The 24,448-nt window shown below is 53.4% G+C and carries 24 protein-coding genes; 14 read left to right on the top strand and 10 right to left on the bottom strand.

The features are described from left to right. Nucleotides 1–67: 67 nt before the first annotated feature. Nucleotides 68–1,075 (top strand): RNA polymerase sigma factor RpoS, encoded by a 1,008-nt coding sequence (rpoS, locus tag HYI44_RS18625; protein ID WP_045060152.1) that lies wholly within the window; start codon nucleotides 68–70, stop codon nucleotides 1,073–1,075. Between the two features lie 488 nt (nucleotides 1,076–1,563). On the opposite strand, the gene fdxA is transcribed toward rpoS, so the two are convergent. Both fdxA and mutS read right to left on the bottom strand, forming a co-directional pair. Beyond that, nucleotides 1,564–1,887 carry a ferredoxin FdxA gene (fdxA, locus tag HYI44_RS18620; RefSeq protein WP_045057548.1) on the bottom strand — a complete coding sequence of 108 codons (324 nt, stop codon included), beginning with the start codon at nucleotides 1,885–1,887 and terminating at the stop codon, nucleotides 1,564–1,566. A 141-nt stretch (nucleotides 1,888–2,028) separates the two neighbouring features. Next, entirely contained in the window at nucleotides 2,029–4,596 is a 2,568-nt protein-coding gene (mutS, locus tag HYI44_RS18615; RefSeq protein WP_225570199.1) for a DNA mismatch repair protein MutS, read from the bottom strand. 219 nt (nucleotides 4,597–4,815) lie between these two features. Here mutS and HYI44_RS18610 point away from each other — a divergent pair, with 219 nt between their 5' ends. Continuing rightward, nucleotides 4,816–6,027 carry a PIN-like domain-containing protein gene (locus tag HYI44_RS18610; protein WP_225570165.1) on the top strand — a complete coding sequence of 404 codons (1,212 nt, stop codon included), beginning with the start codon at nucleotides 4,816–4,818 and terminating at the stop codon, nucleotides 6,025–6,027. Between the two features lie 35 nt (nucleotides 6,028–6,062). Here the strand turns inward: HYI44_RS18610 and HYI44_RS18605 are convergent, their stop codons facing one another. Genes HYI44_RS18605 through HYI44_RS18595 form a run of 3 tightly spaced genes read right to left on the bottom strand, consistent with a single transcriptional unit; the run spans nucleotide 6,063 to nucleotide 8,676 of the window. Continuing rightward, nucleotides 6,063–7,310 (bottom strand): Arm DNA-binding domain-containing protein, encoded by a 1,248-nt coding sequence (locus HYI44_RS18605; RefSeq protein WP_225570163.1) that lies wholly within the window; start codon nucleotides 7,308–7,310, stop codon nucleotides 6,063–6,065. Continuing rightward, nucleotides 7,277–7,474, bottom strand: a complete 198-nt coding sequence (locus tag HYI44_RS18600; RefSeq protein ID WP_042944248.1) for a hypothetical protein — start codon at nucleotides 7,472–7,474, stop codon at nucleotides 7,277–7,279. The genes HYI44_RS18605 and HYI44_RS18600 overlap by 34 nt, the downstream gene beginning before the upstream one ends. Continuing rightward, on the bottom strand, nucleotides 7,471–8,676 hold the full coding sequence (locus tag HYI44_RS18595) for a DNA cytosine methyltransferase (protein WP_225570162.1): 1,206 nt from the start codon (nucleotides 8,674–8,676) through the stop codon (nucleotides 7,471–7,473). The genes HYI44_RS18600 and HYI44_RS18595 overlap by 4 nt, the downstream gene beginning before the upstream one ends. Before the next feature lie 102 nt (nucleotides 8,677–8,778). Between HYI44_RS18595 and HYI44_RS18590 the strand changes: the two genes are divergently transcribed. From HYI44_RS18590 to HYI44_RS18560, 6 genes are all read left to right on the top strand, one after another. Beyond that, nucleotides 8,779–9,201, top strand: coding sequence for a hypothetical protein (locus tag HYI44_RS18590; protein WP_225570161.1), 423 nt, complete (start codon nucleotides 8,779–8,781; stop codon nucleotides 9,199–9,201). Nucleotides 9,202–9,309: 108 nt separating this feature from the next. Further along, a complete protein-coding gene (locus tag HYI44_RS18585; protein WP_225570160.1) occupies nucleotides 9,310–9,825 on the top strand; it encodes a hypothetical protein in 516 nt (171 codons plus the stop codon). A gap of 779 nt (nucleotides 9,826–10,604) precedes the next feature. Then, nucleotides 10,605–11,450 carry an abortive infection family protein gene (locus tag HYI44_RS18575; RefSeq protein ID WP_225570158.1) on the top strand — a complete coding sequence of 282 codons (846 nt, stop codon included), beginning with the start codon at nucleotides 10,605–10,607 and terminating at the stop codon, nucleotides 11,448–11,450. Between the two features lie 146 nt (nucleotides 11,451–11,596). Continuing rightward, nucleotides 11,597–13,033, top strand: coding sequence for an RES domain-containing protein (locus tag HYI44_RS18570; RefSeq protein WP_225570157.1), 1,437 nt, complete (start codon nucleotides 11,597–11,599; stop codon nucleotides 13,031–13,033). 74 nt (nucleotides 13,034–13,107) lie between these two features. Continuing rightward, nucleotides 13,108–13,323 (top strand): HNH endonuclease signature motif containing protein, encoded by a 216-nt coding sequence (locus HYI44_RS18565; RefSeq protein ID WP_318653935.1) that lies wholly within the window; start codon nucleotides 13,108–13,110, stop codon nucleotides 13,321–13,323. A 288-nt stretch (nucleotides 13,324–13,611) separates the two neighbouring features. Further along, the gene (locus HYI44_RS18560) at nucleotides 13,612–14,997 is read left to right on the top strand and encodes a P-loop NTPase fold protein (RefSeq protein WP_225570156.1); all 1,386 of its coding nucleotides are present in this window, start codon (nucleotides 13,612–13,614) and stop codon (nucleotides 14,995–14,997) included. 45 nt (nucleotides 14,998–15,042) lie between these two features. On the opposite strand, the gene HYI44_RS18555 is transcribed toward HYI44_RS18560, so the two are convergent. Next, nucleotides 15,043–15,252: a hypothetical protein gene (locus HYI44_RS18555; protein ID WP_225570198.1), complete on the bottom strand. Its 210-nt coding sequence runs from the start codon at nucleotides 15,250–15,252 to the stop codon at nucleotides 15,043–15,045. Between the two features lie 501 nt (nucleotides 15,253–15,753). On the opposite strand from HYI44_RS18555, the gene HYI44_RS18550 reads away from it, so the two are divergent. Beyond that, nucleotides 15,754–16,548: a toll/interleukin-1 receptor domain-containing protein gene (locus HYI44_RS18550; protein WP_225570155.1), complete on the top strand. Its 795-nt coding sequence runs from the start codon at nucleotides 15,754–15,756 to the stop codon at nucleotides 16,546–16,548. A gap of 184 nt (nucleotides 16,549–16,732) precedes the next feature. Here HYI44_RS18550 and HYI44_RS18545 read toward each other — a convergent pair whose 3' ends face one another. Next, nucleotides 16,733–17,032, bottom strand: a complete 300-nt coding sequence (locus HYI44_RS18545) for a hypothetical protein (RefSeq protein ID WP_225570154.1) — start codon at nucleotides 17,030–17,032, stop codon at nucleotides 16,733–16,735. A gap of 219 nt (nucleotides 17,033–17,251) precedes the next feature. Further along, nucleotides 17,252–18,394, bottom strand: coding sequence for a helix-turn-helix domain-containing protein (locus HYI44_RS18540; protein ID WP_225570153.1), 1,143 nt, complete (start codon nucleotides 18,392–18,394; stop codon nucleotides 17,252–17,254). 807 nt (nucleotides 18,395–19,201) lie between these two features. Here HYI44_RS18540 and HYI44_RS18535 point away from each other — a divergent pair. From HYI44_RS18535 to recX, 3 genes are all read left to right on the top strand, one after another. Next, on the top strand, nucleotides 19,202–19,702 hold the full coding sequence (locus tag HYI44_RS18535; protein ID WP_122838610.1) for a CinA family protein: 501 nt from the start codon (nucleotides 19,202–19,204) through the stop codon (nucleotides 19,700–19,702). An 83-nt stretch (nucleotides 19,703–19,785) separates the two neighbouring features. Then, on the top strand, nucleotides 19,786–20,838 hold the full coding sequence (gene recA, locus HYI44_RS18530) for a recombinase RecA (RefSeq protein ID WP_225570151.1): 1,053 nt from the start codon (nucleotides 19,786–19,788) through the stop codon (nucleotides 20,836–20,838). Between the two features lie 8 nt (nucleotides 20,839–20,846). Next, entirely contained in the window at nucleotides 20,847–21,314 is a 468-nt protein-coding gene (gene recX / locus HYI44_RS18525; RefSeq protein WP_045057551.1) for a recombination regulator RecX, read from the top strand. 43 nt (nucleotides 21,315–21,357) lie between these two features. Here recX and HYI44_RS18520 read toward each other — a convergent pair whose 3' ends face one another. Next, nucleotides 21,358–22,476: a TIGR00730 family Rossman fold protein gene (locus tag HYI44_RS18520; RefSeq protein ID WP_225570150.1), complete on the bottom strand. Its 1,119-nt coding sequence runs from the start codon at nucleotides 22,474–22,476 to the stop codon at nucleotides 21,358–21,360. Nucleotides 22,477–22,844: 368 nt separating this feature from the next. Here HYI44_RS18520 and HYI44_RS18515 point away from each other — a divergent pair, with 368 nt between their 5' ends. Continuing rightward, entirely contained in the window at nucleotides 22,845–23,039 is a 195-nt protein-coding gene (locus HYI44_RS18515) for a hypothetical protein (protein ID WP_122837708.1), read from the top strand. On the opposite strand, the gene HYI44_RS18510 is transcribed toward HYI44_RS18515, so the two are convergent. Continuing rightward, nucleotides 23,040–23,462 carry a quorum-sensing-regulated virulence factor family protein gene (locus HYI44_RS18510; protein WP_045057554.1) on the bottom strand — a complete coding sequence of 141 codons (423 nt, stop codon included), beginning with the start codon at nucleotides 23,460–23,462 and terminating at the stop codon, nucleotides 23,040–23,042. A gap of 133 nt (nucleotides 23,463–23,595) precedes the next feature. Between HYI44_RS18510 and HYI44_RS18505 the strand changes: the two genes are divergently transcribed. Beyond that, nucleotides 23,596–24,381: a tRNA-uridine aminocarboxypropyltransferase gene (locus tag HYI44_RS18505; protein WP_225570148.1), complete on the top strand. Its 786-nt coding sequence runs from the start codon at nucleotides 23,596–23,598 to the stop codon at nucleotides 24,379–24,381. Nucleotides 24,382–24,448: the final 67 nt, after the last annotated feature.

Here is a 24,448-nt window from a genome sequence, read left to right as displayed (position 1 = left end):
CTCCAGCGTTGCCAAGGATAAAGGCGTCGCTTGAGCTTGAGGTCGAACTCACCAAAGGACTATAACAATGGCTCTCAGTAAAGAAGTGCCGGAGTTTGACATCGACGATGAGGTTCTCCTGATGGAGACCGACGTCGTTGCGGATGCGATGTCGAATGATGAAGGGGCGGCTACACCTTCCGTTCGGACAAAATCCAAACACTCCACGTCGTTGAAGCAACACAAGTACATTGACTACACGCGTGCACTCGATGCCACGCAGCTGTACCTCAATGAAATCGGCTTTTCCCCTCTGTTATCCCCCGAAGAAGAAGTACATTTTGCGAGATTGTCGCAAAGTGGGGATCCGGCTGGGCGCAAGCGCATGATTGAGAGCAACCTGCGGCTGGTGGTGAAAATCGCCCGACGCTACGTCAATCGTGGCTTGTCACTGCTGGACCTGATCGAAGAGGGCAACCTCGGACTCATTCGGGCGGTAGAGAAGTTCGACCCTGAACGCGGCTTCCGCTTTTCGACCTACGCCACCTGGTGGATTCGTCAGACCATCGAACGCGCGATAATGAACCAGACCCGGACCATCCGGTTGCCGATTCATGTGGTCAAGGAGCTGAATGTTTACTTGCGGGCAGCCCGGGAACTGACTCAAAAACTTGATCATGAACCTTCACCCGAAGAAATCGCCAACCTGCTGGAAAAACCGGTGGGCGAGGTCAAGCGCATGCTGGGCTTGAACGAGCGGGTTTCTTCGGTCGACGTCTCGCTGGGTCCGGATTCGGATAAAACCCTGCTGGACACGCTTACCGATGACCGTCCAACCGATCCCTGTGAACTGCTGCAGGACGACGACCTTTCCCAGAGCATTGATCAGTGGCTGTCTGAGCTGACCGACAAGCAACGCGAGGTGGTGATTCGCCGCTTCGGCCTGCGCGGTCACGAGAGCAGCACGCTGGAAGATGTGGGCCTGGAAATTGGTCTCACCCGTGAGCGGGTCAGGCAGATACAGGTTGAAGGTCTCAAGCGTCTTCGGGAGATCCTGGAGAAGAACGGTTTGTCGAGCGAGTCGCTGTTCCAATAAGCGTGTTGCAGGCAGGCAGCGAAAAGCCCCGACTGGTTCGGGGTTTTTTGTTGGCTGGGATTTGAGTCGGCGGGGGCTCGGTTTTGCAGTCAGCGGGCGTAAGTATTTGCTTACTCTGTTGTAAGTGTTCGTTATTTTTACAAGTAGACAGTTGGCTGTGTTCAACCAATATTTTAACTAAGCCTTTGATTTTAGAGGAATAATTTTCATATTCAAAGCTGGCTATTTATCCGATTTGGCATTTTAGAGGCGTTGCCCGTGGCCGGGGAAAGTCTAGTATCGGGGTTGTGTCGACGGATAGACACGCCCCTCAGGATGAGGGGAAGGACATCGCAGGATGCGATTCATCAGGATGATGAAAAGGAAAACAGGGACTAGGGAAAAAATGTGGGCGGGTCAAACCGCCCCTTTTTTTTGCCTGTAGAAAAGCTGGATCTTTTGATCTAAAAAAAAGGCCCGTAACGGGCCTTTTCGGGAACGCGATCAGATCAGCGTTCGAGGTGTTCGAGCTTGCCTGTCTTGCCATCCCATGCCGCAGAATCCGGTAGTGGATCCTTGCGTTCGGTGATGTTTGGCCATACTTCGGCCAGCTCCATGTTCAGCTGGATGAAGTTTTCCATGCCGGCCGGGACTTCATCTTCGGAGAAGATGGCCACAGCAGGGCATTCTGGTTCACACAGCGCGCAGTCGATGCACTCATCCGGGTGAATCACCAGGAAGTTCGGGCCTTCGTAAAAGCAGTCCACCGGACAGACTTCTACGCAGTCGGTGTACTTGCACTTGATGCAGTTGTCGGTGACGACGAAGGTCATTTCTAATTTTCTCCTCAGGCGGCGGCAGCGGAGCCCCTTCACGTTGGGGTCGCCAGGTTTGGGAGCGATAGTCTGCAGGCCTGGCTGTAGCCTGCAGCATCCCAAACCGCGCGAGATTCTAACAGCTTGCAAGCAAGTGCGTTAGATCCGTGTCTTCAGTGCATAGAGCATTTCGAGCGCCTTGCGTGGCGTGAGGTCATCCAGGTCGAGTTTAGCCAGTTCATCCAGCACCGGGTGAGGGAGACTGGCGAACATGTCGCTCTGCTGCGGCGCGCGGTTTTTACCTTTGACCGGCTTGGGCGCCTCGTGCGGCAAGGCGGTGGCCTCCAGTCGGCCAAGGTGCTCGCGGGCACGCAGAATCACCTCGCCAGGTACGCCGGCCAACTGTGCCACGGCCAGGCCATAACTCTGGCTGGCAGGCCCCGGCAGGACGTGGTGCAGGAACACGATGCGTTCGTTATGTTCGGTGGCGTTGAGGTGCACGTTGGCGACCAGGGGCTGTGCCTCGGGCAATACCGTCAGTTCGAAGTAGTGTGTAGCGAACAGGGTGTAGGCGCGCAGGAACGCCAGGCGCTCCGCCGCTGCCCAGGCCAGGGACAAGCCATCGAACGTACTGGTGCCGCGTCCGACTTCGTCCATCAGTACCAGGCTGCGCTCGGTGGCGTTGTGCAGGATATTCGCCGTTTCGCTCATTTCAACCATGAAGGTCGAACGCCCGCCAGCCAAGTCATCGCTGGAGCCGATCCGCGTGAAGATGCGGTCGACCAGCGACAGCTCACAACTGGCTGCCGGAACAAAACTGCCAATATGCGCCAGCAGCACGATCAAGGCGGTCTGGCGCATGTAGGTGGATTTACCGCCCATGTTCGGACCGGTGATCACCAGCATGCGGGTGTTGTCGTCCAGGCTCAGGTCGTTGGCCACAAACGGGGTGGTCAGCACTTGCTCGACCACTGGATGGCGACCCTGGCTGATGCGCATGCACGGCTCTTCGACGAAGCGCGGGCAGTTCAGGTCCAGGTTCAGCGCACGTTCGGCGAGGTTACTCAGCACGTCCAGTTCGGCCAACGCCGCAGCGGTGTCCTGCAGTGGCGGCAGCTTTGATATCAGGTCTTCGAGCAATGCTTCGTACAGCATCTTCTCGCGGGCCAGCGCGCGGCTCTTGGCCGACAGCGCCTTGTCTTCGAAAGCCTTGAGTTCCGGAGTGATGAAGCGCTCGGCACCCTTGAGGGTCTGGCGCCGAATGTAATCCGCTGGCGCCGACTCAGCCTGCTTGCTCGGCAGTTCGATGAAATACCCATGAATGCGGTTGTAACCCACTTTCAAGTGCGACAGGCCGGTACGGGCTTTTTCCCGCGCTTCCAGATCGATCAGGAATTGCCCGGCGTTCTCGCTCAGGGATTGCAGGTCATCAAGTTCGCTGTCATAGCCGGTTTTCAACACGCCGCCGTCACGGATAACCGCCGGCGGGTTGTCGATGATGGCCTTTTCCAGCAACGCGGCCAGTTCCGGGTAGGTGCTGGTGGTCGCGGCCAGTTGAATGAGGTGTGGCGCTTCCAGTTCAGCCATCGCCACCTGCAGTTGCGGCAGCGCACCGAGCGCGTCACGCAGCCGGGCGAGGTCGCGGGGGCGGGCGTTGCGCAGGCCGATCCGCGCCAGAATCCGCTCGATGTCGCCAATCTCCTTGAGCTGCGGTTGCAGCTGTTCGAATCGATAGGCATCTAGCAGGCAGGTGATGGACATCTGGCGTGCCAACAGCACCTTGAGATCGCGAAGCGGACGGTTTAGCCAGCGCGTTAGCAGACGGCTGCCCATGGCGGTCTGGCAGCGGTCAACCACCGATTGCAGGGTATTGTCGCGGCCACCGGCAAGGTTGGTGTCCAGTTCCAGGTTGCGTCGGCTTGCACCATCCAGCACAACCGTGTCGTCGAGGCGCTCGTGTCGCAGGCTGCGCAAGTGCGGCAGGGCGGTGCGCTGGGTTTCCTTGGCGTAGCTCAACAGGCAGCCGGCAGCGCCGATCGCCAGGGTCAGGTTTTCGCAACCGAACCCTTTCAGGTCCTGGGTGGAGAACTGCTGGCACAGGCTTTTAAACGCCGAATCACGCTCGAAATCCCACGGCGCGCGACGACGAACCCCGCGGCGCTTCTCTGCGGGCAGGTCCTTTGGCCAGTCGTCCGGGATCATCAGCTCCACCGGATTGACGCGCTCCAGCTCCGCCAGCAGGTTTTCCCAGCCCTTGATTTCCAGCACGGTGAAGTTGCCGCTGGTGATATCCAGCACGGCCAGGCCAAACAGGCGCTCGTCTCCCAGCACCGCGGCAATCAGGTTGTCGCGGCGCTCATCCAGCAACGCTTCGTCGCTGACCGTACCCGGCGTGATGATCCGCACCACCTGGCGATCCACGGGCCCTTTGCTGGTGGCCGGGTCGCCGACCTGCTCACAGATCACCACCGACTCGCCAAGTTTTACCAGTTTCGCCAGGTAACCTTCCGCCGCGTGGTAAGGAATCCCGCACATGGGGATCGCTTGTCCTGCAGACTGCCCGCGCGCGGTCAGGGTGATGTCCAGCAACTTGGCGGCTTTCTTCGCATCTTCATAGAAGATCTCGTAGAAGTCGCCCATGCGGTAGAACATCAGCTGGTCGGGGTGCTGGTTTTTCAGGCGCCAGTACTGCTGCATCATTGGCGTGTGGGAGGACAGATCGGAAATTGCTTTATTCATCAGTTGGTTAGGTGCTATCTGTAAAATGGCTGGGGCAAAAATGGGGCTTTTGCAAAGCGCTCAAGCTCTCATTGGTTGCTGAGCAAATTTGTAGGTTGAGGGTAACATGGCCAGTGGTTTTCTGTTTAGCCCGGCCATAGGCTAGGATGGGCGAATTCTTATGTGGCACGCTCGCTAGGCATTCCGATGTAATTGATGGAGCAATTCATGAAGACGTTGTTTCCAAACCATTTTGCAAATGAACCGGAAAAAATCACAAAGCTATGGTCTGAATGTATTTTTGTTTTCGATACGAATGTTTTAACAGGATTGTATAAGTATTCGGATGAAACAAGAGATGCCCTTTATAGGGTGATTGAGTCTTTAGAGGATAGTCTTTGGATTCCGTATCAGGTTATGTTTGAATACTTGGATAATCGTGCAAAAATTGTTCATGATCAATCTAAGTTGTATGACTCTGCTATATCGAAGCTCGAAGACTTGAAGTCTGAAATAGATATTCCAAATCGAGCGCCATTTGTTTCGAAAGAAATTTATGAGGGGTTTTGTCAGTCGACGGAGCTTGTGCTCGCTGATTTGCGAGTTCGCCGTGATCTACATGTTGGCAGGATTACTGATGATGATGTCAAACGGCGACTTTCTGAATTGCTAGACGGTAAGGTTGGTCCCCCATACACGGCTTCTGAGTTGGCTGCACTGGCGATAGAAGGTGAGGTGAGGTACTCGCAAAAAATACCTCCTGGATTTGAGGACCGAGATAAGCACAAAGGTTCACAGTTACTAAGAGAGATCAATAAACGTTATGGTGATTTGATTTTCTGGAAACAGATCTTGGATAAAGCTAAGGACGCATCCTCATCTGTTATTTTGGTAACGGGAGAGAGAAAAGAGGACTGGTGGTCAGTCTGTGGTGGTAAGACCATTGGGCCTTTGCCTGAGTTGATGGAAGAGTTTTCATCGGTTACGGGTAAGGATTTTTATATTTACTCGACTCACAGCTTTCTTAAATTTGCTAATGACTATCGCCATCAAAATACATCGCCCGCGGCTGTAGATGAAGTTCGAGATGCTTTCGTAAACGAAGGGGAGCTTGCTGCAAGGGAGGCTGCGCAAGAAACATCATTGTTGGGTGATGTCACTGAGGATGGCGATATCGAACTCCCATCGTCGCGGCGTTATGATATTAAATATTATCAGCGTATAGAAGAATCTATTGATGCTACGATTCAGCAGCTAGATTCGATGATCTTGAATGTCCGCAAGAAGGTGGCGGAGGCGGAGGTGGTTTCATCTCCTGCCGTGGTAGAAGTACAGAAGGGGCATTTGGCGAATTTAAATTCCAGGCGGAAAACTTTGCGTATGAAGCAGCGCTATTGTTCCCGAAAAATATCTCAGATGCTGAATGACTCATTGATTTAGCAGTGCAGGGCGATGATCTCGCCCTGAGTGTTTGTTCAACTGTTATGTCGGGACATTATATTTTGCCAGATGTTGTTAAGTTCTGCCGGTGACTCGTCGTCCATCCACTTGGCATAGACTTCTACCAGCATTGAGAAGTCTTTATGGCCCATCTGTTTTGCAATGAACGCAAGGTTTCCACGAGCGGTCAGGCACCAGCAGGCGTAAGTGTGTCGGGTTTGGTATGGCCTGCGCGTACGAATACCCGAGCGTTTCTGGATAGCTGCCCATTTTGTGTTCCAAGCGGTGGGGACATACCAGAAGTTGATTATTTTCTTGCGTGCCTGAGTTGCCGGAGAGAGCAGTGGCGTGACGTTATTCTGCCTGCTTTCGTGCCTGTTTTGGAAAATTTCAATAGCCCTCTTGGGGTGACCTTCAACCAGTGATATTAGAACCCGGCAGGCTTCGACTGCAGGGGGCATTAAAAGCACTGAGCGCGGCTTCCCTGTCTTAGGGACCTTGAACGTTCCGTTAGCGGTTATGGCGCGGGTGATGTTGATCTGCCCTGCGTCCAGATCGATGTCTTCAACAGCCAGCGCACATAGCTCACCTGGTCGAAGCCCGGTATACACGGCCAAAGTAATCGCAGCAGAGTCCTGGGGGTGAAGGCATCCTTTATCGACCAGCAGCTTAAACTCATCACGAGTAAGCGGATCCGGCTCTTGACCTTGCATTGCGAACCGGTTGCACGCTTCTGATAATCCCTTGCGGCAGTATCCATTGGTCTCGCACCAGCCAAGGAAACCGGCGAACGTTGCCAGGTAATGATTGACGGTCGACGGCGCTCGATCTGCAATCAGCAACGTCCTCAGCAACTGAATGTCTTCGGGCAACAAAACTCCGGCGAGACGATCAATTCCAACCAAGGCAGTGCAGATGTCCAAGGCATAGCCGTACTTCTCCTCGGTCATCGGCGTGATGTCGACAGCCTTCAACGGCTTGTACCGCTCCAGCAATGCCCCAAGCCTTTCGTCCTTGGCACTGCTGTAATTGGTCGCGTGCTTTGAGTTAGGAAAGTGCCGCCCATACTCAAAGTTACCGGTTTTGATCTCGTGAAGAATTGCCGCCCTTAAGAGGGCGGCGTGTTTGATATTGGCTTTGGAGATCGGAAGGCCGAGGGATTCGCGGCAGCGCATACGCCGCCACATGAAGACGACGAGCAGGTTGCCGCCGTGTATCTCAATCCCCTTGTGCTTTGCCAGTTCGGTTTCTAGGCAGCTTCCTGAGGTGCGCTCTCGGCCCACTTGTCATACTCCGTCATGTTGATTGCAATGCGGCCGTCCGGCGTCTTGCGCCAGATGCGGCCTTGGGCCCAGGTGCCGTTTTTCACTTTGTGGCGAATGGCGTCTTCGCTGTAACCAGTAAGTTCTGAGGCGCGGCTGATCATTACCCAGCGAGGTAGGCTCATGCTGCTTCTCCCATAAGTTCGCGCTCATCTACGTCGTTGTTGGCACTGATCAGCGCCATCATCGGCCACGGCGACACCGAGTTACCCACCATAAGCACCTGCGTCTTATTGCTGAATTTCCGGCCATCATGTCCACGATCAATCACGTAGTTGTCGGGGAAGCCCTGGGCGCGGTACAGCTCGCGTGGAGTGAGCATCCGCATGCCGATATCGACGATCACGAAGGGCGTGCCCTGGATCGTCACAGTGACAAGGGCCAGGCGAACCCGTGTTGTGATGGTTGCGGCTGGGTCGCGCAGGTCGTAAGTGTTGTCGCTGCCGTAGTAGCCCATCAGGAATGCCGCAACACGCATGGCGCCGGCCTCGACCTCTGGCGCGAGCTTGTACTCGACCAGAGCATGGTGTTCAGCGCCGGCCGTAATGGTCGGTACCAGTTCGTCCATGGCCCGGCCGATGCAGTTCCTGCGAAGCGTCGACAGGTGCGCAGTGACGATCTGCTGCTGGCTGCCAGTGGTGGTGATCGCAGTAAGCGGTTTAACCGGGTGATGCCCAGGCGTCACGTTGTATCCGCCGTTGTACTGCGCGACATAGGCCACGGCCAAAGCGTAGTGCCCACCCTTAACGCCACTGCAGATGGTGCGTAGAGGATCATCCCCTGGCATGTTGCGCTGGCTGCTGCCGTTGGCGTGTTCGGTGATGAAGGGCGCGAGTTGCGGCGTGACAAGGGCGAACCCCTGCGCACCGATTATGGTCTTCGCCGGATCTTCCACGGACTGGCATCGCGCCAGGTCGTTGCCGGTGTGGTTGACGCTGACAATGAACGGGTTCTTGTGTTCGAGGACATAGCGCTTGGCACCCTTGCGCAGGCGCTCCATGGTGTTGCTCACCAGTGGTCGTTTCACACCTGCAGCGCGGCCTTCTTCCTTGGTGAGGAAAATGCTCGGGCATGGAAGAGACCAATCGATACAGCTGGCGGCGGTGCGATAGGCTGACTGTCCCTTGGCTGGACTTTTGAAGTGCGTCGGTTCCGGCCAGCGCAGTGGCTGACCGTCACGGCGAGCAATCAGGAACAAGCGCTGGCGGGTCGTGGCGGCGCCAAAGTCACAGGCTTTGAGTTTGCCGTACATCAGGTCGTAGCCCATGGACCGCAGGTTGTTTTCGAAGCGGCGCCAGGTTCGTCCTTTCCGTTTTGGATCGGGCACCAGGTACTGTTCTTGTACCGGTATCCGTCGCGCTTCCGAGCGCGCACTGGCATAGTGACATCGGTAACTCTTTCCGCTTGCCAGCGATGATATGGAAATGACATGACATTCACTGAGCTTTTGTCCTCCGCCGTAGTGTCGGCGATGGTGGCCGCCCTCGTGACCTTACGGTCTTCGGAAAGAAAGATTGAGATAGAGAACGTCACCCAAGAGCGGGCAAAGTGGCGGGACAAGATTCGACTCAATGCGCTAGAGGTACACAGGGCATCAGTAGCTAACAACGCTCCAAAGCTTTCCGAACTGCACCTAACGTTTGAACACATGCTCAATCCGCTCGACTCTGAAGATAATGGCATTCTTGCCAGTATTTGCAGACTGAATGGCCTTGCAGAGTCAAAGACTGAGCTTGCCGAGTTTTCAAAGCGTATTGCTTTGCTACTTAAGCATGACTGGGATCGAGCGAAGCTGGAAGCCAGTCCTTGGCCATGGCCCTTCAATAAGGCGAAGCGAACGAAGTACTCCTAATGAGTTTTGGGGAAAATACCCCGCTGCACTCAAGCCCGGCCCTGAAAAAACCGGGGCTGAGGACGTAGATACGCGCCTATTTCGCTCCCGCACAACCAAGGTAAGAAAATGACAATCAGTCCTGTAATCCCCGTATTTCAGTGCCCTCGCGATATCGCCTTGAAGCTATTCCGAGAAGCTGGCCGAGCCTGGAATGCAAGCACCTTGGAAGAGATGGGAGATCACCTTTTCAATTTCTGTGTAACCAATTCCTCGTTACGGGACTGGATCTTGCAATCGAAGGGCGAAAAAGGTGATGTGGCTTTTCATAGTGCTTGGAGGGCAAAGGCTGATGGTCTGTTTGGTGAATGTGCCGATATCGCTAACGCCTCGAAGCACCTGGTGGTGAAGTCAGTTTCGGTCGGTGTTGGCAATCAGAAATTGTCCGCGCTAGGTCCAAATGGTGTAATCAAAGGGCTAGAAAAAGAACGGCAAGCTTTTAGCATCGTACGTTCAAGCGGCGAGGACATCGACCTGCTCATGTTTTTCTTCAAGATTTGCCGGGCCTGGGAAGAGCTTTTCGAAAATGATCCAACCCTCGAGTCGCTCCCTTTCCATGGTGAGTTTTTACTCACAACTGCTTAAGAAATTCAGGCCAGCCTTTCGGGGCTGCACGGGAAAGCGTTCATTGCCCAATCAAGCTGGTCGGGGACTTATGAACGCTTTACCAATGCAGCAACGAGTCCGAGGAAAAAACTCCGCACGTCATCCATGCGAAGTCGTCGTGAAACGTCTAGAACTGTAGCAATGGTTCGATCTTCGTGGGATATGCAGAGGTTGAGATGAGAGGATTTCGAGTCTTCGGGGCCTTGGCCCCCCTAGGGTTTACATGCGCAGCATTTTCGGCCTTCGCCAACCCCGTCAGTGGATTCGATTGGTCCACAGGGCAAGGGCTTTTGGATACGTGTTCCGGAATCAACATCCCCCAGGAGAAAGCCACTGAAGGCGATCTCGCGCTTATGCTGATGTGCATAGTCCAGTTCAAAACCTGGCGTGACTCTTGGGGCTATATGGATGCCTACAAAACGCTGAGGACTGATAAGAATGGTCCAATCTGCATACCACATATGGTCACGCACAAAGCCGTGATAACGAGATTCCTCGACTGGTCGAAAACGAATATGGCCCGAGAGCTCAAAGCTCAACCGAGCACGCTTAGTGTTTTTAAGTTCATGCTCACCGCTTATCCGTGCCCAGTGGAGCCGGAAAAACAAAGATCCCTTGAGCGCGAAAGTTAAGCTTCCACTCAGTCCCGCAGCTTGGGTGTTGCCGCTTTGAGCACCACTAGCAGTCAAGTTTAGGGCTCCCGGGCAGCACTCGCATAATAGCTTGCCAAAGGTCACGGAAAAGTTAGTGAGAGGCTTATGAATACCATCCCGCTTACAGATACGATCGTCCATGCGTTGGCTCAGCTCATAGACGACTCTGGAAATAATGGCAATTATCGGGAGCCATCTCATGCCGATATCGAGTTTCAAGTGAACACCGCTGGTCTTTCTATGCATGATCCAAAGCAGCAAGGGCAGACCATTGGCAAAGCGAAGCGAGTTCGAGCGGTGCTCTACAGTGCGATGGAACTACATCCTGAGGCGGGTTCTCGCTTAGTTGGTGGGCTCCTAGCTAAAGTCCGGGCTTGTGGCGGTTTCCGCGAAACTTCTACGAACTACGTGGGCCGTGAGGCCGTCGATAACGCCAAGGACGCTTTCAACGCAGAGGGCTTCAATCTAGCGGATGATGGGACGGTATCTCCCCAAGTCTTGAGTGCGCTTGCCGGAGCGGAATTGACCGATGCTTTGTGGGCCTATACCCGTCGAGCCCAGAGAGGCGCTGAGGATGCGGCGCTCATAGCGGGTACTGGAAAAGATTTGTTAGAGGCCACCGCAGCCCACGTACTTATTACTCTTAAAGGAAGTTACCCAGAAAAAGCGAACTTTCAGGGCCTTTTGGGAATGGCCTTCATAGCACTTCAGTTAGCCGTGCCAGAGATTCCGGAGCAGCCTGGTGAACCTGCGATTAAGTCGATGGAGCGCGGCCTGTTCACCGCAGCTCTCGGCGTCAACCGAGTTCGCAACAAGCAGGGTTCGGGCCATGGGAGGCCTTGGGTGCCCACTCTTTCATCAGAGGAAGCTAAAGCCGCTATCGAGATCGTGGGAACTATCTCGGCGTATTTGCTCGGGAAGCTGTCGAAGCGTGAGCGTCGACTGGCTTAGCTGCCAAACGCAGGACTCCCCATGATCGAGGAAATGACATTATGAGAATTGCAGATCCAATGGATGCGTTGGTCAGCCTTCAACGAGAAGAGCGCCGAGGTATGCCGACCAACCCCACGGAATTGTGATCACGGATGGTACACGCAATGCATTCCGACGATATAGCCGAGCTCAACGCCAAACGCATCTGCCATGAATGTATTGGAGAAGCGTATTTATCCAATGTAGTAGCGACCAGCGGAATCTCGGGGAAATGCGACTACTGTGAGCAGACGGACGCCACTTGGACGCTTGAGCAATTGGCAGAAAGGATTGAGGACGTTTTCAACGATCACTTCACTGCAACCCCCAATCAGCCAGATTTTTTTCAAGAACACATGATGGCTGATCGGGAGTCCGACTATTGGTGGGAACGTGAGGGACTGCCCACTGTAGAAGCTTTTCAAGACGCGGCGGACATCGACGTAGAAATAGCAGAAAATCTACAGACAATACTGGACGACAAATATGCAGACCCTGATTCATTCGATAGTGACGGCGAGACTGAATTCTCAGCTGGTTGCCATTACGAAGAGAAAGGCGCTACGGATGAAGCGTGGCAAGAAGACTGGCGCAATTTTGAGCGTGCAATCCAGAACGAGGCGCGATTCTTCAGCCGAAATGCCGCTGCTCATCTCAGGGAAGTATTCGGCAATATCGACTCGCTTAAGACGTTTGAGAACCTGCCGCTTGTCGTCGATGCCGGTCCAATGTTCCCCCTAGATCATCTATATCGTGCTCGTGTCTTTCAGGCAGAGGCCCCGCTTCTGAATGCACTCTGCAAACCAGACCAAGAACTTGGGCCGCCACCCACGCGTATAGCTATGGCTGGGCGGATGAATGCCCTGGGAATTTCGGTGTTCTACGGTGCGACAAGCATAGAGGCGGCCATCGCCGAAGTTCGCCCACCTGTAGGAAGCCGTGTAGCGGTCGCTAAATTCAATTTGATTCGGCCCCTGCGTCTTCTGGATCTGACCAAACTTGAGCATGTGCACGACACGGGAAGCATTTTTGACCTTACTTTTAAAGGCAAACTAGAACGGGTTGCGTTTTTGCGCACCATTGGGAAGCGAATGACCCGAGCGGTTATGCCTGATGATCAAGCTTTGGATTATCTCGCTACTCAAGCAATTGCTGACTTCCTTGCCACAGAAAATGAGCCTGCCCTAGACGGTATTATTTTCCAATCTGCTCAGGCAGAGGAAGGGCGTAATGTCGTGCTATTCCACAAAGCATCAAAAGTCGAAAAACTTAAAATCACCGAAGGTGCCAAGATTTCAGCGGTGTCCGGATTCGACTGTGAAGAAGGGTTTGAATACGACTACACAGTTTTCGAGCAGACGGCGAACGAAGCGGAAGATAATTTAGCCCGTGATCATCACTTGGGGGGGTATATGGCGAATTCTGAGAGCTTTGGGCCTAGGGAAAATACTCTTCGCGTAGATGTTATGACTGTGCAGGTTCATTTAGTGGAATGGGTCAAAGTCAAATGTACGACTTTTTCAGTTTCTCGCTATGAGCCCACATCCGCCGAAGAATTCTAGGAAATTGTCCGTGGCGAACACTCCGAAAATTCATGCGCTCCGCAATGAGGTTTGCAACGGTACGTCGATAGCTGATGCTGAATCGCACCGTGCGCAAGCGCGACGTGGTTCACCGTGCCTCCGGCATGTGCGAGGTGTGCGTACAACCCGCACCCTTCACCAGAAAATCAAACGGCACGCCTTACCTGGAGGTCCACCACAGAGTTCGGCTGGCCGATGGCGGACTTGATACCGTGGAAAACGCTATTGCCCTATGCCCCAACTGTCATAGGGAATCTCATTACGGGTAGCTGAAAAGGCCAAGCTGGCAGAATCTGGATCGCCAAATACCACCAGGGTAGGGTGGTTTTTCAGCCGATTCAGCATTAAGCGAGACGACCACACTGATAGGTAGGAAAAAAGGAGCGAACCTTGGTAAGGACAGTCAAGTTAATAGCGATATCCATTTCATTGGCGTCTGCTGCGGGGTGTGGTAGCTCCCAGTCCCACAGCTACTCGAGAAAGTAAGTATCGAATAATTTAAGAAGCTATTGGGTCTGGCAAAAAAACAATTAAAAACTTAAACGATAGAGGTTGGTATGACTAACATGGCTTGGAGCGACGATCTTCTCGATCGTAAAGGACGTGCAGAGTTTCTATCAAACTACTTGGATCAGGACATCTGCCGAGTACTTAACATTGACTCTCCGTGGGGGTCTGGTAAAACGTATTTTTTGAAAAATTGGCGATTTCAGCTTCTGCAAGAGAATAGCCGACCTGTAGTGTACTTTAACGCGTGGGAAAATGATTTTTTAGGCGATCCCCTCCTATCGCTGGTGTCTGTAATTCGCGAACAGCTCGCAGAAAATCGAGGAGTCCAGCCACTAGTGGAGGAAAAAGTTAGAGAATTTACTAAGCGTGCAGGAGAGTTAGCTTTAGCTATTGCTCCGTCGATGATGAAAGCGGCAGCAAAAAAATATCTAGGAGAGGATTTTCTAGGTGTTCTAGATGGTGAAGCGACAGCTGAAACAGCAGAAAAATTTGTAGAAAAAATACTGGGGAAAAATCAGGAGGCATTAAGCGCCGTTGATCAGTTCCAAAAATCCTTGGCAGAGTTATTTAAAATTGTGAGTAGCAAAAATGGTGGAAAGCCAGTTTATATTTTTATCGATGAGTTAGACCGTTGTCGCCCAACATATGCAATAGAGCTTCTTGAGCGAGTGAAGCATTTTTTTGCAATCGAAGGTTGCAGATTTGTAATTGCGACTGATACAGAACAGCTCGCACACGCAATTTGTGCTGTTTACGGTTCAGGTTTCGCATCTAGACGCTACCTTAAAAGGTTTTTTGATTCAACGTTCAGGCTCGACAATACACAGTTGGATAACTGGATAATTACTCATCTTAAAGATGAAATATGTCCTGCATTTGGCGACTATAAAGTTCTCACAAAGCACATTGATAGCAGGTTTTCATTCGCATTCGATGATCAAGTTGAGCCAGCATTGACATCAATTTTCAGTGAAAAACTGAACGCGCATCAGATTATCTTCAAAGCACTGTCATTGGCTTTTAAATATCAGATACGAGATTTAGAAGCAATTCTTAAGAGGGTTTGCACATTCAACTCGTATTTCACGAATAATACATGGGATTTTTTCTTCTGTACGTATTTGGTATTCCTAGCTCACTCAGACATCGAATTTAATCAAGCATTTGAATCTTACTATGATAACTCGGAGTTCTGGAGTGAAATAAATCTGAAATATCCCGTGGGTCACACTTTATACACTGGACTTGCAAATATATCAGTTCACGACTTGGCGAAAATATATTTCAGAGCACTGTCTCTGAATCAAAGACAGCTCATGGACATGGCAAACGCAGGGGGAAGTGATGCTCCCGTTGCCCTTGGGGTGATGACTAAACGCAATAATTATATTCGCTCTGCAGAAATCGCTAGACTTTCAGCCCAGCTAACCTAAATGACAGGCCCCAAAAACAGACAGGCTCCTTCTGGCCGATTGGATTCAGTCCGGAGTCATCAAGACCGCAAGCGTCATCTTGATGAACTTTTCGTTTTTATCAATGGTGTGCAGGGCGCCGCGGAGATTACCGGCGACGTCTGCTGAGCAGCGCTGCTCAACCAATAGCGTCAGCTCCATGATGGATGCTTCCAGGGCGAGCTGGTTCTCGTTGATTTTATATTGAAGGGAAGGGAGCAGGTCTGAGTTTGGCAATCGCGAATCCTCCGTGAAGAGTTCAGCGTAGCTGTCGAATGATGAGTGGGTGACGTGCCGCAGGATCTTCCCGAGCAAGGGCGACGCTCTACGTGTAGTGGTCTAATGAGACCGGTAGTGCCCATGACAGGCCTGTCTTACCGCCTGCTTAAAAGTTGCTACAAGAAGGAGCGATAAACCGGGAAGGCCTAGGCGCGCCGGGGCTGAACTCGATGGCTACGCCCAATCCATCATCGGACTCGTCATCCTAGCCAACCTTGCGCGCTGCAGGACCAAGTGCATGCTTAGGATTAGGGCAAAATTAGGGCAGATATAGGACCGGTATAGACCGCGACAAGCCACCAGATGGCGACGCCCACCCCCCGCACGTTTGCGGGCCTATGGCGGCCTACGAACACGCAAGAAAGGGTTCGAATCCCTATCCTTCATGATGTTCACGATAGAAGCAGAACTGGCCAGCAACCCTGTGTAGAATCGGATTTCTACATAGGGAGTTGTACCATGCCTACCATATTTTTGAGCCACAACTATCAAGACAAACCGGTTGTGGAACCCGTCGCTGTTGAACTGATGAAGATTTTTGGCCAGGATTCGGTTTTTTATGATGATTGGTCTATTCAGCCAGGGGACAGCATCATCGGCAAAATGAATGATGGCCTTACATCCCCAGACTTCTTTTTATTTTTCATCACCGAAAACAGCCTGAAAAGCGGAATGGTCAATTTGGAATGGCAGAGTGCTCTATACCAGGCTGCTAAAGGCAATGTTACTTTCATCCCTGTACGAGTGGATGGCGTTGCGTTGCCAGCAATCGTGATGCACAAAGCCTATGTCGACATGCATAGGAACGGTATTGAAGCCACTATCCAGCAGATCAAAGACAGGATCGAAGGCAAAGCCGAATTCACACCTAAACATACCGCCTTCTCAAATCTGACTTATACAGTGACAGGAGATCCAGAAACGGAGCTAAAAATTACTGTCAAAGCGTCGCTCCTCCAGGAATCAAATCCAAAATTCATGTTTCTGGTAAGAAATGGACTTGACGAGGTATTTGCTTGGATAGAGGGGGCCCCTGGAATTCAAGCGTTACCACAGCAATCTCACGAAATAGGGGGCGTAGGTAAGTTTGTGAGGATCGTCATACATCCATTGAGCGGGAATATCAGACCTAATTTCCCAATGACATTCACCCTTAAACCACAATACAGCTGCAAGGCTGTGGAGCTAATCGAAGTACTCCACGAAACGAAGGCCAACTGGTTCGAGCCTATTCCCGGTGTGATTGGTATTTAATAAATAATCTCCGTCTGCGTCGAATTTAGTGAAGAGCCAGGGCTAGATGGCTGATCGGGTAACGTAAACATTCCTGGCGTGGTGGTGCATAAGTGGTACGCAGAAAATACGTTGGTTCTGCAAGCCTTTACTTGCCTGCTGTTCGCAGTTTGTATGTCCAATCCATGGTTAAGATACACGTTTTTTATAAAATACCCATTTTCAGCTGAGTGCGAACTGTTCTAAGCCAATCCTCGCTGAAATGGTGCTGTAGGTTTTGAAGTTGCCTGACTCCTACTCCAGCTGTATCGGCTAGGAGCTGAAGGGAGACTACTCGATCCACCAATTTGAGCACATGAGTTGCACGAACCGCTGCTCGATCTGCAGTCGAAATTGCACTGATTACTGCCTCAGCCGGATTTGCGTGCAGCCATGCCATCATGTGCAGTTCGCCTGCATCAATTGCAGGCAAATCGGGCTGCTCTATGGCAAGAGAGATAAGCATAATGTCGTCTACACTGTGCACCTTTGACAAACCTGCCAATAGTTCCTGTTGTGGTATAGGAACGCGACCAGGCTGCAGTGGGTCCCCAGCAGCACACTCATCAATGCAGCACTGTACAGTTTCGACTTCATAGTATTGACACAGAGCTTTCCAACAATTAATTCGGAATGCCTCAATGATAATACATGTATCGACGAGTACCCGCTGCTTAGCCATCGCTTAGCCTAAGGTCGCAAACGGAACGGACTTATCGTATTCACGCATTAGCGATGCTAGTTGTTCTAGCGTCATAGACAATGCTTTTGCCGCTTTGCGAGCAGACACATGGCCGCGAGCTATCCCATCATGTAGAAGCGTTACAAAAGTTTCAGAGAGCAGTTTTGGCTGTTCATTCTGAAATTTTGGAAGCTTTAGATTTCGCAATTTTTCGCAGGTAGGTTTATCAATCATTTTTGCATTGAAGAGGCGGAATGCCAGAGCTCCTGTCGAGACCTGCATCTTATGAGCTATCTCAACCAAATATTCTGCATCACCAAAGCGCGCAGGGTCGATAAGCTTCGTAAGACTCGATGTTGGCATCAGAACTGCCGCAGCGAAGTTGTCAGCTAGTTTCTCGATTCGTTTGTGACTGCGTGCTTTAGGATCGGAATTTGGGTCCTCCCTGTGCTCAGGAGGCAATGCATCCCAAGTTAATGCGTGAAACAACTCATGGGCAACATCAAAATGGCGCCGCCAGAGCGTTTCGCGGCGGTTGATTACGATTACGCCTAAATCGGGTAATCGACACATCGCGCCGGAAATACCTTCTGGGCTTGAGCCAATTTCATCGTCGATGAAGAGGATAGGTAAATCAAGTTTGCTTTCTATGTGCTCGACAAGATTCTGAGAAGGGATAAGCCCCAACTCAAGCTCCTGCGCTATAGCCTCACCCCAGTCCCACGCGTCTTCAAATGTCGGGTTGGCCGGCATTCGTAGGACCTTAGAGAGAGCTTTCGACGGACCTCGGACAGCCACCTTTAAAAATCGCAGAAGCCCAACAATCTGCCCAATACGCGATTCAAAATCGTTAAGAGACTCGTTTGAAACGGTTGGCGATACTCTCCACGAGAAGCTGGCTGCACCGGCAACAACAAAGGGATCGATGAACCAATCAACTGGTTTTTTGAGCTCTTGGCTGATGCGCACGAGCTCAGATGGTTGGACGCGACGCTCACCGGTCTCAATAGTCGAAAGAGTTTGTCGGTCTGCAAATCCGACTGAACTGGATAATTGCTTTTGCGTCAAGCACAGGGCTTCACGGGCGGCACGAATGCGTTCGCCAATTGCACGGGCGCTTGAGGAGGTCTGATCGAGTGATTTCATGGGCAAATTTTAATCTTGCAATTGCGCAAATGCAAGACAATGGGAAGGAATGTCTGATCCTAAATCGTTTTCCAGTGGTGGGGTGCTGATTTTTGTTTGGTACGTATGTGGTACGGATAAATGCCAAATGCGCTGAAAGAGCCGTGCTGCGTGACCCGTAGCATCAGTCGTTCGAATCTATCATCGGAGGACCCCCCTTCAACTAGGACTAAACCCCACCGAGGCTTCTTGGTCAAGGCGGTGCTAGGGCAACTCCGAGACCGCCACAGGCCGCGTCTCACCATAGATGAGAACGAAAAGCGATCTGGAGCGGTCCTCAGAAGTGCTAGAAGGGGGCGTATTCCTATCCACGTACCGAGCGAGCGGAGGGTGCGAATTGAAGTGCTGTGGGGCAAATATGGGGCAAATCGTTCGCCAACCAATGCCATTGAATGCCTAATGACCAATTAGCTTGAGAAGTCAAAAAAGCCCTACAGCCCCTTATACTAGGGGCTGTAGAGCATTCTATCGCTAGTACTCCAACACAATTGGCGTGTGGGAGGACAGATCGGTCAGCGCTTTATTCATCGGATATCAGGCAAATTCGTTGAAAGGTGTAGGGCAAAGGAGGGACGTCGGCCCGGCTTTTCCGCGATGGGCGCAAGATTAACATGGGCAGTCCGCCCGCCGCAGGAGTGAAAGTCCTGCGATGCATTTGCAGCCCCGCCCACACCGCGCATTTCCTCACATTTTTGATGGGGGGCGCGCCTTGCAAGCGTAATTGGCTCGTGTACGGTAGTGCTTATCCCGCCCGACAAGGAGATGACCGTGAAAGAAATCACCCAGCTCGCCGCTGAACTTGGCAGACGCCTGCAGGTGCTCAATGCTCATGTCACGACCGCCGAGTCGTGCACCGGCGGCGGGATCGCCGAGGCAATTACCCGGATTCCCGGTAGTTCGGCATGGTTCGAAGCCGGTTACGTGACTTACTCCAACCGGCAGAAAACCGAACAGCTGAATGTGCCTGGCGAGTTGTTCTCCACCGTAGGCGCGGTCAGTCGCGAGGTGGTCGAGGCCATGGTCAGGGGCGCCCAGGAGAAAAGTCGCGCGACTTTTGCCGTGGCGGTCAGCGGTGTCGCCGGGCCGGATGGCGGATCAGCGAGCAAGCCGGTTGGTACGGTCTGGCTGGCCTGGGGCGTCGGTGAGCAGCTGTTCAGCGAGGTCCAGCACTTCCCGGGCAATCGCGACGAGGTCCGCCGACAAACGGTGAAGGCCGCGCTAGAGGGGCTGCTACGGCATGCCGCTTCAGAAATCTCAAATCAGGGGTAGGCGATCCTGAAGCGCTGTGGAATAATACTGTCTACTTATACAGGTGTTGGCCGTCAGGCCTTATTGATTACGTGAGGACTTTAATGGACGACAACAAGAAGAAAGCCTTGGCTGCGGCCCTGGGTCAGATCGAACGTCAATTCGGCAAGGGTGCCGTAATGCGTATGGGCGATCAAGACCGTCAGGCGATCCCGGCTATCTCTACTGGCTCTCTGGGTCTGGACATCGCGCTCGGCATTGGCGGTCTGCCAAAAGGCCGTATCGTTGAAATCTACGGTCCTGAATCCTCAGGTAAAACCACTTTGACGCTGTCGGTCATCGCCCAGGCGCAAAAAGCCGGTGCCACCTGCGCATTCGTCGACGCCGAGCACGCACTCGACCCGGAGTACGCTGGCAAGTTGGGCGTCAATGTCGACGACCTGCTGGTTTCCCAGCCGGACACGGGCGAACAAGCCCTGGAAATCACCGACATGCTGGTGCGTTCCAACGCGGTTGACGTGATCATCGTCGACTCCGTGGCTGCATTGGTTCCAAAGGCCGAGATCGAAGGCGAAATGGGTGACATGCACGTTGGCCTGCAAGCCCGTCTGATGTCCCAGGCCCTGCGTAAAATCACCGGTAACATCAAGAACGCCAACTGCCTGGTTATCTTCATTAACCAGATCCGGATGAAAATCGGCGTCATGTTCGGCAGCCCGGAAACCACCACCGGTGGTAACGCGCTGAAGTTCTACGCTTCGGTTCGCCTGGACATCCGCCGTACTGGCGCGGTGAAAGAAGGTGATGAAGTCGTTGGTAGCGAAACCCGCGTCAAGGTTGTGAAGAACAAGGTGGCTTCGCCGTTCCGTCAGGCTGAATTCCAGATCCTTTACGGCAAGGGCATCTATCTCAACGGCGAGATGATCGAACTGGGCGTACTGCATGGTTTTGTCGAGAAGTCCGGTGCCTGGTATGCCTATGAAGGCACCAAGATCGGTCAGGGCAAGGCCAACTCGGCCAAGTTCCTGGCAGACAACCCGGAAATCGCGGCGAAACTTGAGAAGCAGCTGCGCGACAAGCTGCTGAGTCCGGCACCAGACGTTAAAGCGTTGGCCGATCGGGTGAAAGCAGATGACCTGGTTGATGTAGATGTTTGATTGATCCGATGACCGCCGTACTCGATACACTCGTCGCAGTGCGGCGAACCGCAATGGACCTGCTCGCGAGACGCGAGCATGGTCGAGTCGAGCTGACGCGTAAGCTGCGTCAGCGCGGCGCTCTCCCTGAAATGATCGACACTGCACTCGACCGTCTGACGGAAGAGGGTTTGTTGTCCGAATCCCGTTACCTTGAAAGCTTCGTGTCCTATCGTGCCCGCTCGGGTTACGGCCCGCTGCGTATCCGTGAAGAACTGAGCCAGCGTGGCCTGCAGCGTGCCGATATCGAGCTCGCTCTGCGTGAGAGCGGGATCAGTTGGCACGATCAGCTGGAAGAAACCTGGCGGCGCAAGTTTGCCGGGCATCTACCCATCGATGCCAGGGAGCGCGCCAAGCAGGGGCGTTTCCTGAGTTATCGCGGCTATTCGATGGAAATGATCAGTCGGCTGTTCAGCGGTCGAGGGATGGACGATTAAATGAAAAAGGCCCGCTAGTGATAGCGGGCCTTTTTTATTCGCTTCACGTCACCTTTGAAGGTTCCCGCGTGCGCTGTTGAGCCTGGGGTTTGGACTGTGCCCAGTTTTCCGGCAGGTTGATGTAATCCACCAGTTCGCGCAGGCGTCCGTGATCCCGCGCATTGAAGGTGAACGCCAGTCGTGCCAGGTGGCTGAACTGTTCGTCGTCGTGTTCTTCGCCGCTATAGGCGTGTTGATGGAAATGGTCGCTCAGGCACAGATCGGCGAACGCTTGCTGCATATGGTCGAGTGCCTGGTCGCTCAGCCTGTGGTTCATGCGAATGATGAACTGGTGCTTGAGCCAGCGACTGGAGTGGAAGTTGCTGTAGAACTGATTGATCTGCTCCACCGCTTCTTCGGCGCTGTAGACCAGGCTGACGAGCTTCATGTCGGTGGGCAGTATGTAGCGATTTTCTGCGAGCTGATGGTGGATGAAGTCCAGCGCGCCCTGCCAGAAAGTACCGCCTGGCGCATCCAGCAGTATCACCGGCACCAGAGGGCTCTTGCCGGTCTGGATCAATGTCAGTACTTCCAGCGCTTCATCCAGGGTGCCGAAACCTCCGGGGCAGAGCACCAGCGCATTGGCTTCCTTGACGAAGAACAGCTTGCGCGTGAAGAAGAAGTGAAATGACAGCAGGTTGGTCGTGCCCCGGACGGTCGGGTTGGCGTGCTGCTCGAAGGGCAGTGTGATATTGAAGCCAAGGCTGTGTTCAAGGCCGGCGCCTTCGTGGGCTGCCGCCATTATCCCGCCACCGGCGCCCGTGATCACCATCAGGTCTGAACGCGCCAGCGCAGCGCCCAGCTCGCGAGCCATTGCGTACAAGGGGTTTTCCACCGGTGTACGCGCAGAGCCGTAAACCGTGACTTTGCGTCGCCCCTTGAACTGTTCCAGCACACGAAAGGCGTGTTCCAGTTCGCGCAGGGCCTGCAGGGTGATCTTGGCATTCCAGCGATTGTGGTCTTCCTGCGCCATGCGTAGCACGGTGAGGATCATGTCTCGGTAGATCGGGGAGTTCGGGCTGGCAGGTGAAACCAGGTTAAGGAGTTCTTCGACCTTGCTGGTGAGGTCGTGGCCGCTTTCTGCAAAATGACGGCTAAGGAGGTCATTCGGTTGGTAAGGCATTAACTTCTCCTTGCGTGCGGGCTCTGGTTTTTTTCGGTGAATGAAAAAAACGTTCGCAACTTCAAAAATCCATGACGGGCGGCTCCTTCCCGGCCCAAAGATGTAGTGGTGATTACTCTAAATCTAGTCTCTGGCGAGGATTCGCGCTGACTTGATCATTGCGCCGCAACGTCTTTCCTGGCAATCGCTTATTAGCGATTCGAGAAGTGATTTCACCACTCGTCTGAACCTGATCCGAGAGTTCAGCGCTCTGATTTACTTACTTACAGGCGTGACGCGACCGTTTTGCGCAAGGGCAAGACGCACGGTACAGGTAACTCAAAGGATTTATCGCGCAGTTGGGGCGAAAGGGCAGGGAGGCGGGAACTATGACCAAGGTCATTCTGGAAATCGATACGCAGCTGTATCGATTGCTCAAGGTATCAGCCGAGACCAACCATTTGAGTCTTGAGGAAGAGTGCTGCCGGCGTCTTGCAGGTGGCGAGCGTCGCTCGCGTTACTTGCAGGCACTTGTAGCGGAATTGCGCGCCGATGACGAACAGCGACGCGCTAATTCCCGATGATCACTTTTTCTTTTGATTTACTTTCGGGCAATCCGATTCCTGGAAGCGCTCGCTGGCGACCGGACGGTTGGTCTTAACCTCGGTGAATTCGTAACGCATGATCGCGCCTTTGGCCATCAGCTTGCGAAAGCCCGGGTTGTTGCAGACGGTGGAGCCCAGCTGGAAATAAACAGCCTTCGGATCGGCGCGCATCTTGTCGGCGTGAGTGCTCTGCACGCTCAGGTGGTTGATCAGCTCTTTGCCTTCAACGGTGTAACCCTGATCGAGAATGTCTTCATTGATTGCCCGCGGAGTGCCGACGCTGCTTTGAGCGGCAACGTTTTGCAGCATTTTGCTCAGTTCCATGTCTTTCAAGGAAGCAGCCTGGGCGTTGAAGGACGACGCCAGCAAAATGGCAGCGGTAGGAACGATAAAGCGCAGCATGAAACTCTCCTGGTTCAGTGACTGGTGGTTCGACCCGTCACATGACTGTGCGTTCAGTGGCGGCGAATTATAGGGGACGAGGCCTGGACGGTACAGGCTTGCGCGGGCTGCTCTGATAAACTGCCACTACTTTATGCCCAGCCGAGTGTTGTTCGTGTCGATAATCCCTTCTGTCCCTCTCTTTGCGGCGAATGCCGTTGCCCTTTTGCGCGATCAGCGTGAGGAAGAGGGCATCAAGCCGATACAGGCCCGGGGTTGGAGGGCCACTCGCTGCCGCGCCTGTCGCGTGATCGAAAGCCATTGCCTGTGTGCCTGGCGCCCGCAGGTCGATGCGCGCTCCGGCGTGTGCCTGATCATGACCAATAAGGAAGTCTTCAAGCCCAGCAACACCGGGTGGCTGATTGCCGACGTGGTGCGCGACAACCATGCATTCATCTGGTCACGTACTGAAACCGACCCTAAGTTGCTGTCCTTGCTGCGCGACCCGCAATGGCAACCGTATCTGGTGTTTCCGGGCGAGTATGTCGAGCGTGAGCGGGTGACGAACACCGTCGAAGTCGATAGTGCCAAGCGCCCACTGTTCATTCTATTGGACGCGACCTGGACCGAGGCGCGGAAGATCTTCCGCAAAAGCCCGTACTTTGATGCGCTCCCGATCCTCAGCCTGCTGCCCGAGAAACTGTCACGCTATCGCCTGCGCCGGTCGACGCGTAGCGAGCACTTGTGTACGGCCGAAGTGGCGGCGCTGTGTCTGGATCTGGCCGGCGATGTGGCGGCCGCGTCGGCACTGGACGCTTATTTCGACGTGTTCAGCCAGCACTACCTCGATGCCAAGCACCAGCTGGACATGAATGTTTCTACCCCCGCGCATGCCGAGCTGATGCCCTTCGTGCACAGCGGTTATGCTGCCTTGGGCTGATTGTCGCCCATACTGTAAAGATCTGTACTGGCCATGCACCTTGACCACCCCGGTTCCGCTGGGCATG

The organism is Pseudomonas sp. Y24-6 (assembly GCF_020295325.1).
Taxonomy (GTDB): domain Bacteria; phylum Pseudomonadota; class Gammaproteobacteria; order Pseudomonadales; family Pseudomonadaceae; genus Aquipseudomonas; species Aquipseudomonas gregormendelii.
The sequence above is the reverse complement of the archived record's forward strand: the minus strand, read 5'-3'. Positions and strand labels throughout refer to the sequence as shown.

Coding starts and splice junctions, on each gene's coding strand:
- rpoS (WP_045060152.1), top strand. CDS start 68: ATGGCTCTCAGTAAAGAAGTGCCGGAGTTTGACATCGACGATGAGGTT.
- fdxA (WP_045057548.1), bottom strand. CDS start 1,887: ATGACCTTCGTCGTCACCGACAACTGCATCAAGTGCAAGTACACCGAC.
- HYI44_RS18610 (WP_225570165.1), top strand. CDS start 4,816: ATGAAGACGTTGTTTCCAAACCATTTTGCAAATGAACCGGAAAAAATC.
- HYI44_RS18600 (WP_042944248.1), bottom strand. CDS start 7,474: ATGAGCCTACCTCGCTGGGTAATGATCAGCCGCGCCTCAGAACTTACT.
- HYI44_RS18590 (WP_225570161.1), top strand. CDS start 8,779: ATGACATTCACTGAGCTTTTGTCCTCCGCCGTAGTGTCGGCGATGGTG.
- HYI44_RS18585 (WP_225570160.1), top strand. CDS start 9,310: ATGACAATCAGTCCTGTAATCCCCGTATTTCAGTGCCCTCGCGATATC.
- HYI44_RS18575 (WP_225570158.1), top strand. CDS start 10,605: ATGAATACCATCCCGCTTACAGATACGATCGTCCATGCGTTGGCTCAG.
- HYI44_RS18570 (WP_225570157.1), top strand. CDS start 11,597: ATGCATTCCGACGATATAGCCGAGCTCAACGCCAAACGCATCTGCCAT.
- HYI44_RS18565 (WP_318653935.1), top strand. CDS start 13,108: ATGCTGAATCGCACCGTGCGCAAGCGCGACGTGGTTCACCGTGCCTCC.
- HYI44_RS18560 (WP_225570156.1), top strand. CDS start 13,612: ATGACTAACATGGCTTGGAGCGACGATCTTCTCGATCGTAAAGGACGT.
- HYI44_RS18550 (WP_225570155.1), top strand. CDS start 15,754: ATGCCTACCATATTTTTGAGCCACAACTATCAAGACAAACCGGTTGTG.
- HYI44_RS18545 (WP_225570154.1), bottom strand. CDS start 17,032: ATGCTTATCTCTCTTGCCATAGAGCAGCCCGATTTGCCTGCAATTGAT.
- HYI44_RS18540 (WP_225570153.1), bottom strand. CDS start 18,394: ATGAAATCACTCGATCAGACCTCCTCAAGCGCCCGTGCAATTGGCGAA.
- recA (WP_225570151.1), top strand. CDS start 19,786: ATGGACGACAACAAGAAGAAAGCCTTGGCTGCGGCCCTGGGTCAGATC.
- recX (WP_045057551.1), top strand. CDS start 20,847: ATGACCGCCGTACTCGATACACTCGTCGCAGTGCGGCGAACCGCAATG.
- HYI44_RS18520 (WP_225570150.1), bottom strand. CDS start 22,476: ATGCCTTACCAACCGAATGACCTCCTTAGCCGTCATTTTGCAGAAAGC.
- HYI44_RS18515 (WP_122837708.1), top strand. CDS start 22,845: ATGACCAAGGTCATTCTGGAAATCGATACGCAGCTGTATCGATTGCTC.
- HYI44_RS18510 (WP_045057554.1), bottom strand. CDS start 23,462: ATGCTGCGCTTTATCGTTCCTACCGCTGCCATTTTGCTGGCGTCGTCC.
- HYI44_RS18505 (WP_225570148.1), top strand. CDS start 23,596: ATGCCCAGCCGAGTGTTGTTCGTGTCGATAATCCCTTCTGTCCCTCTC.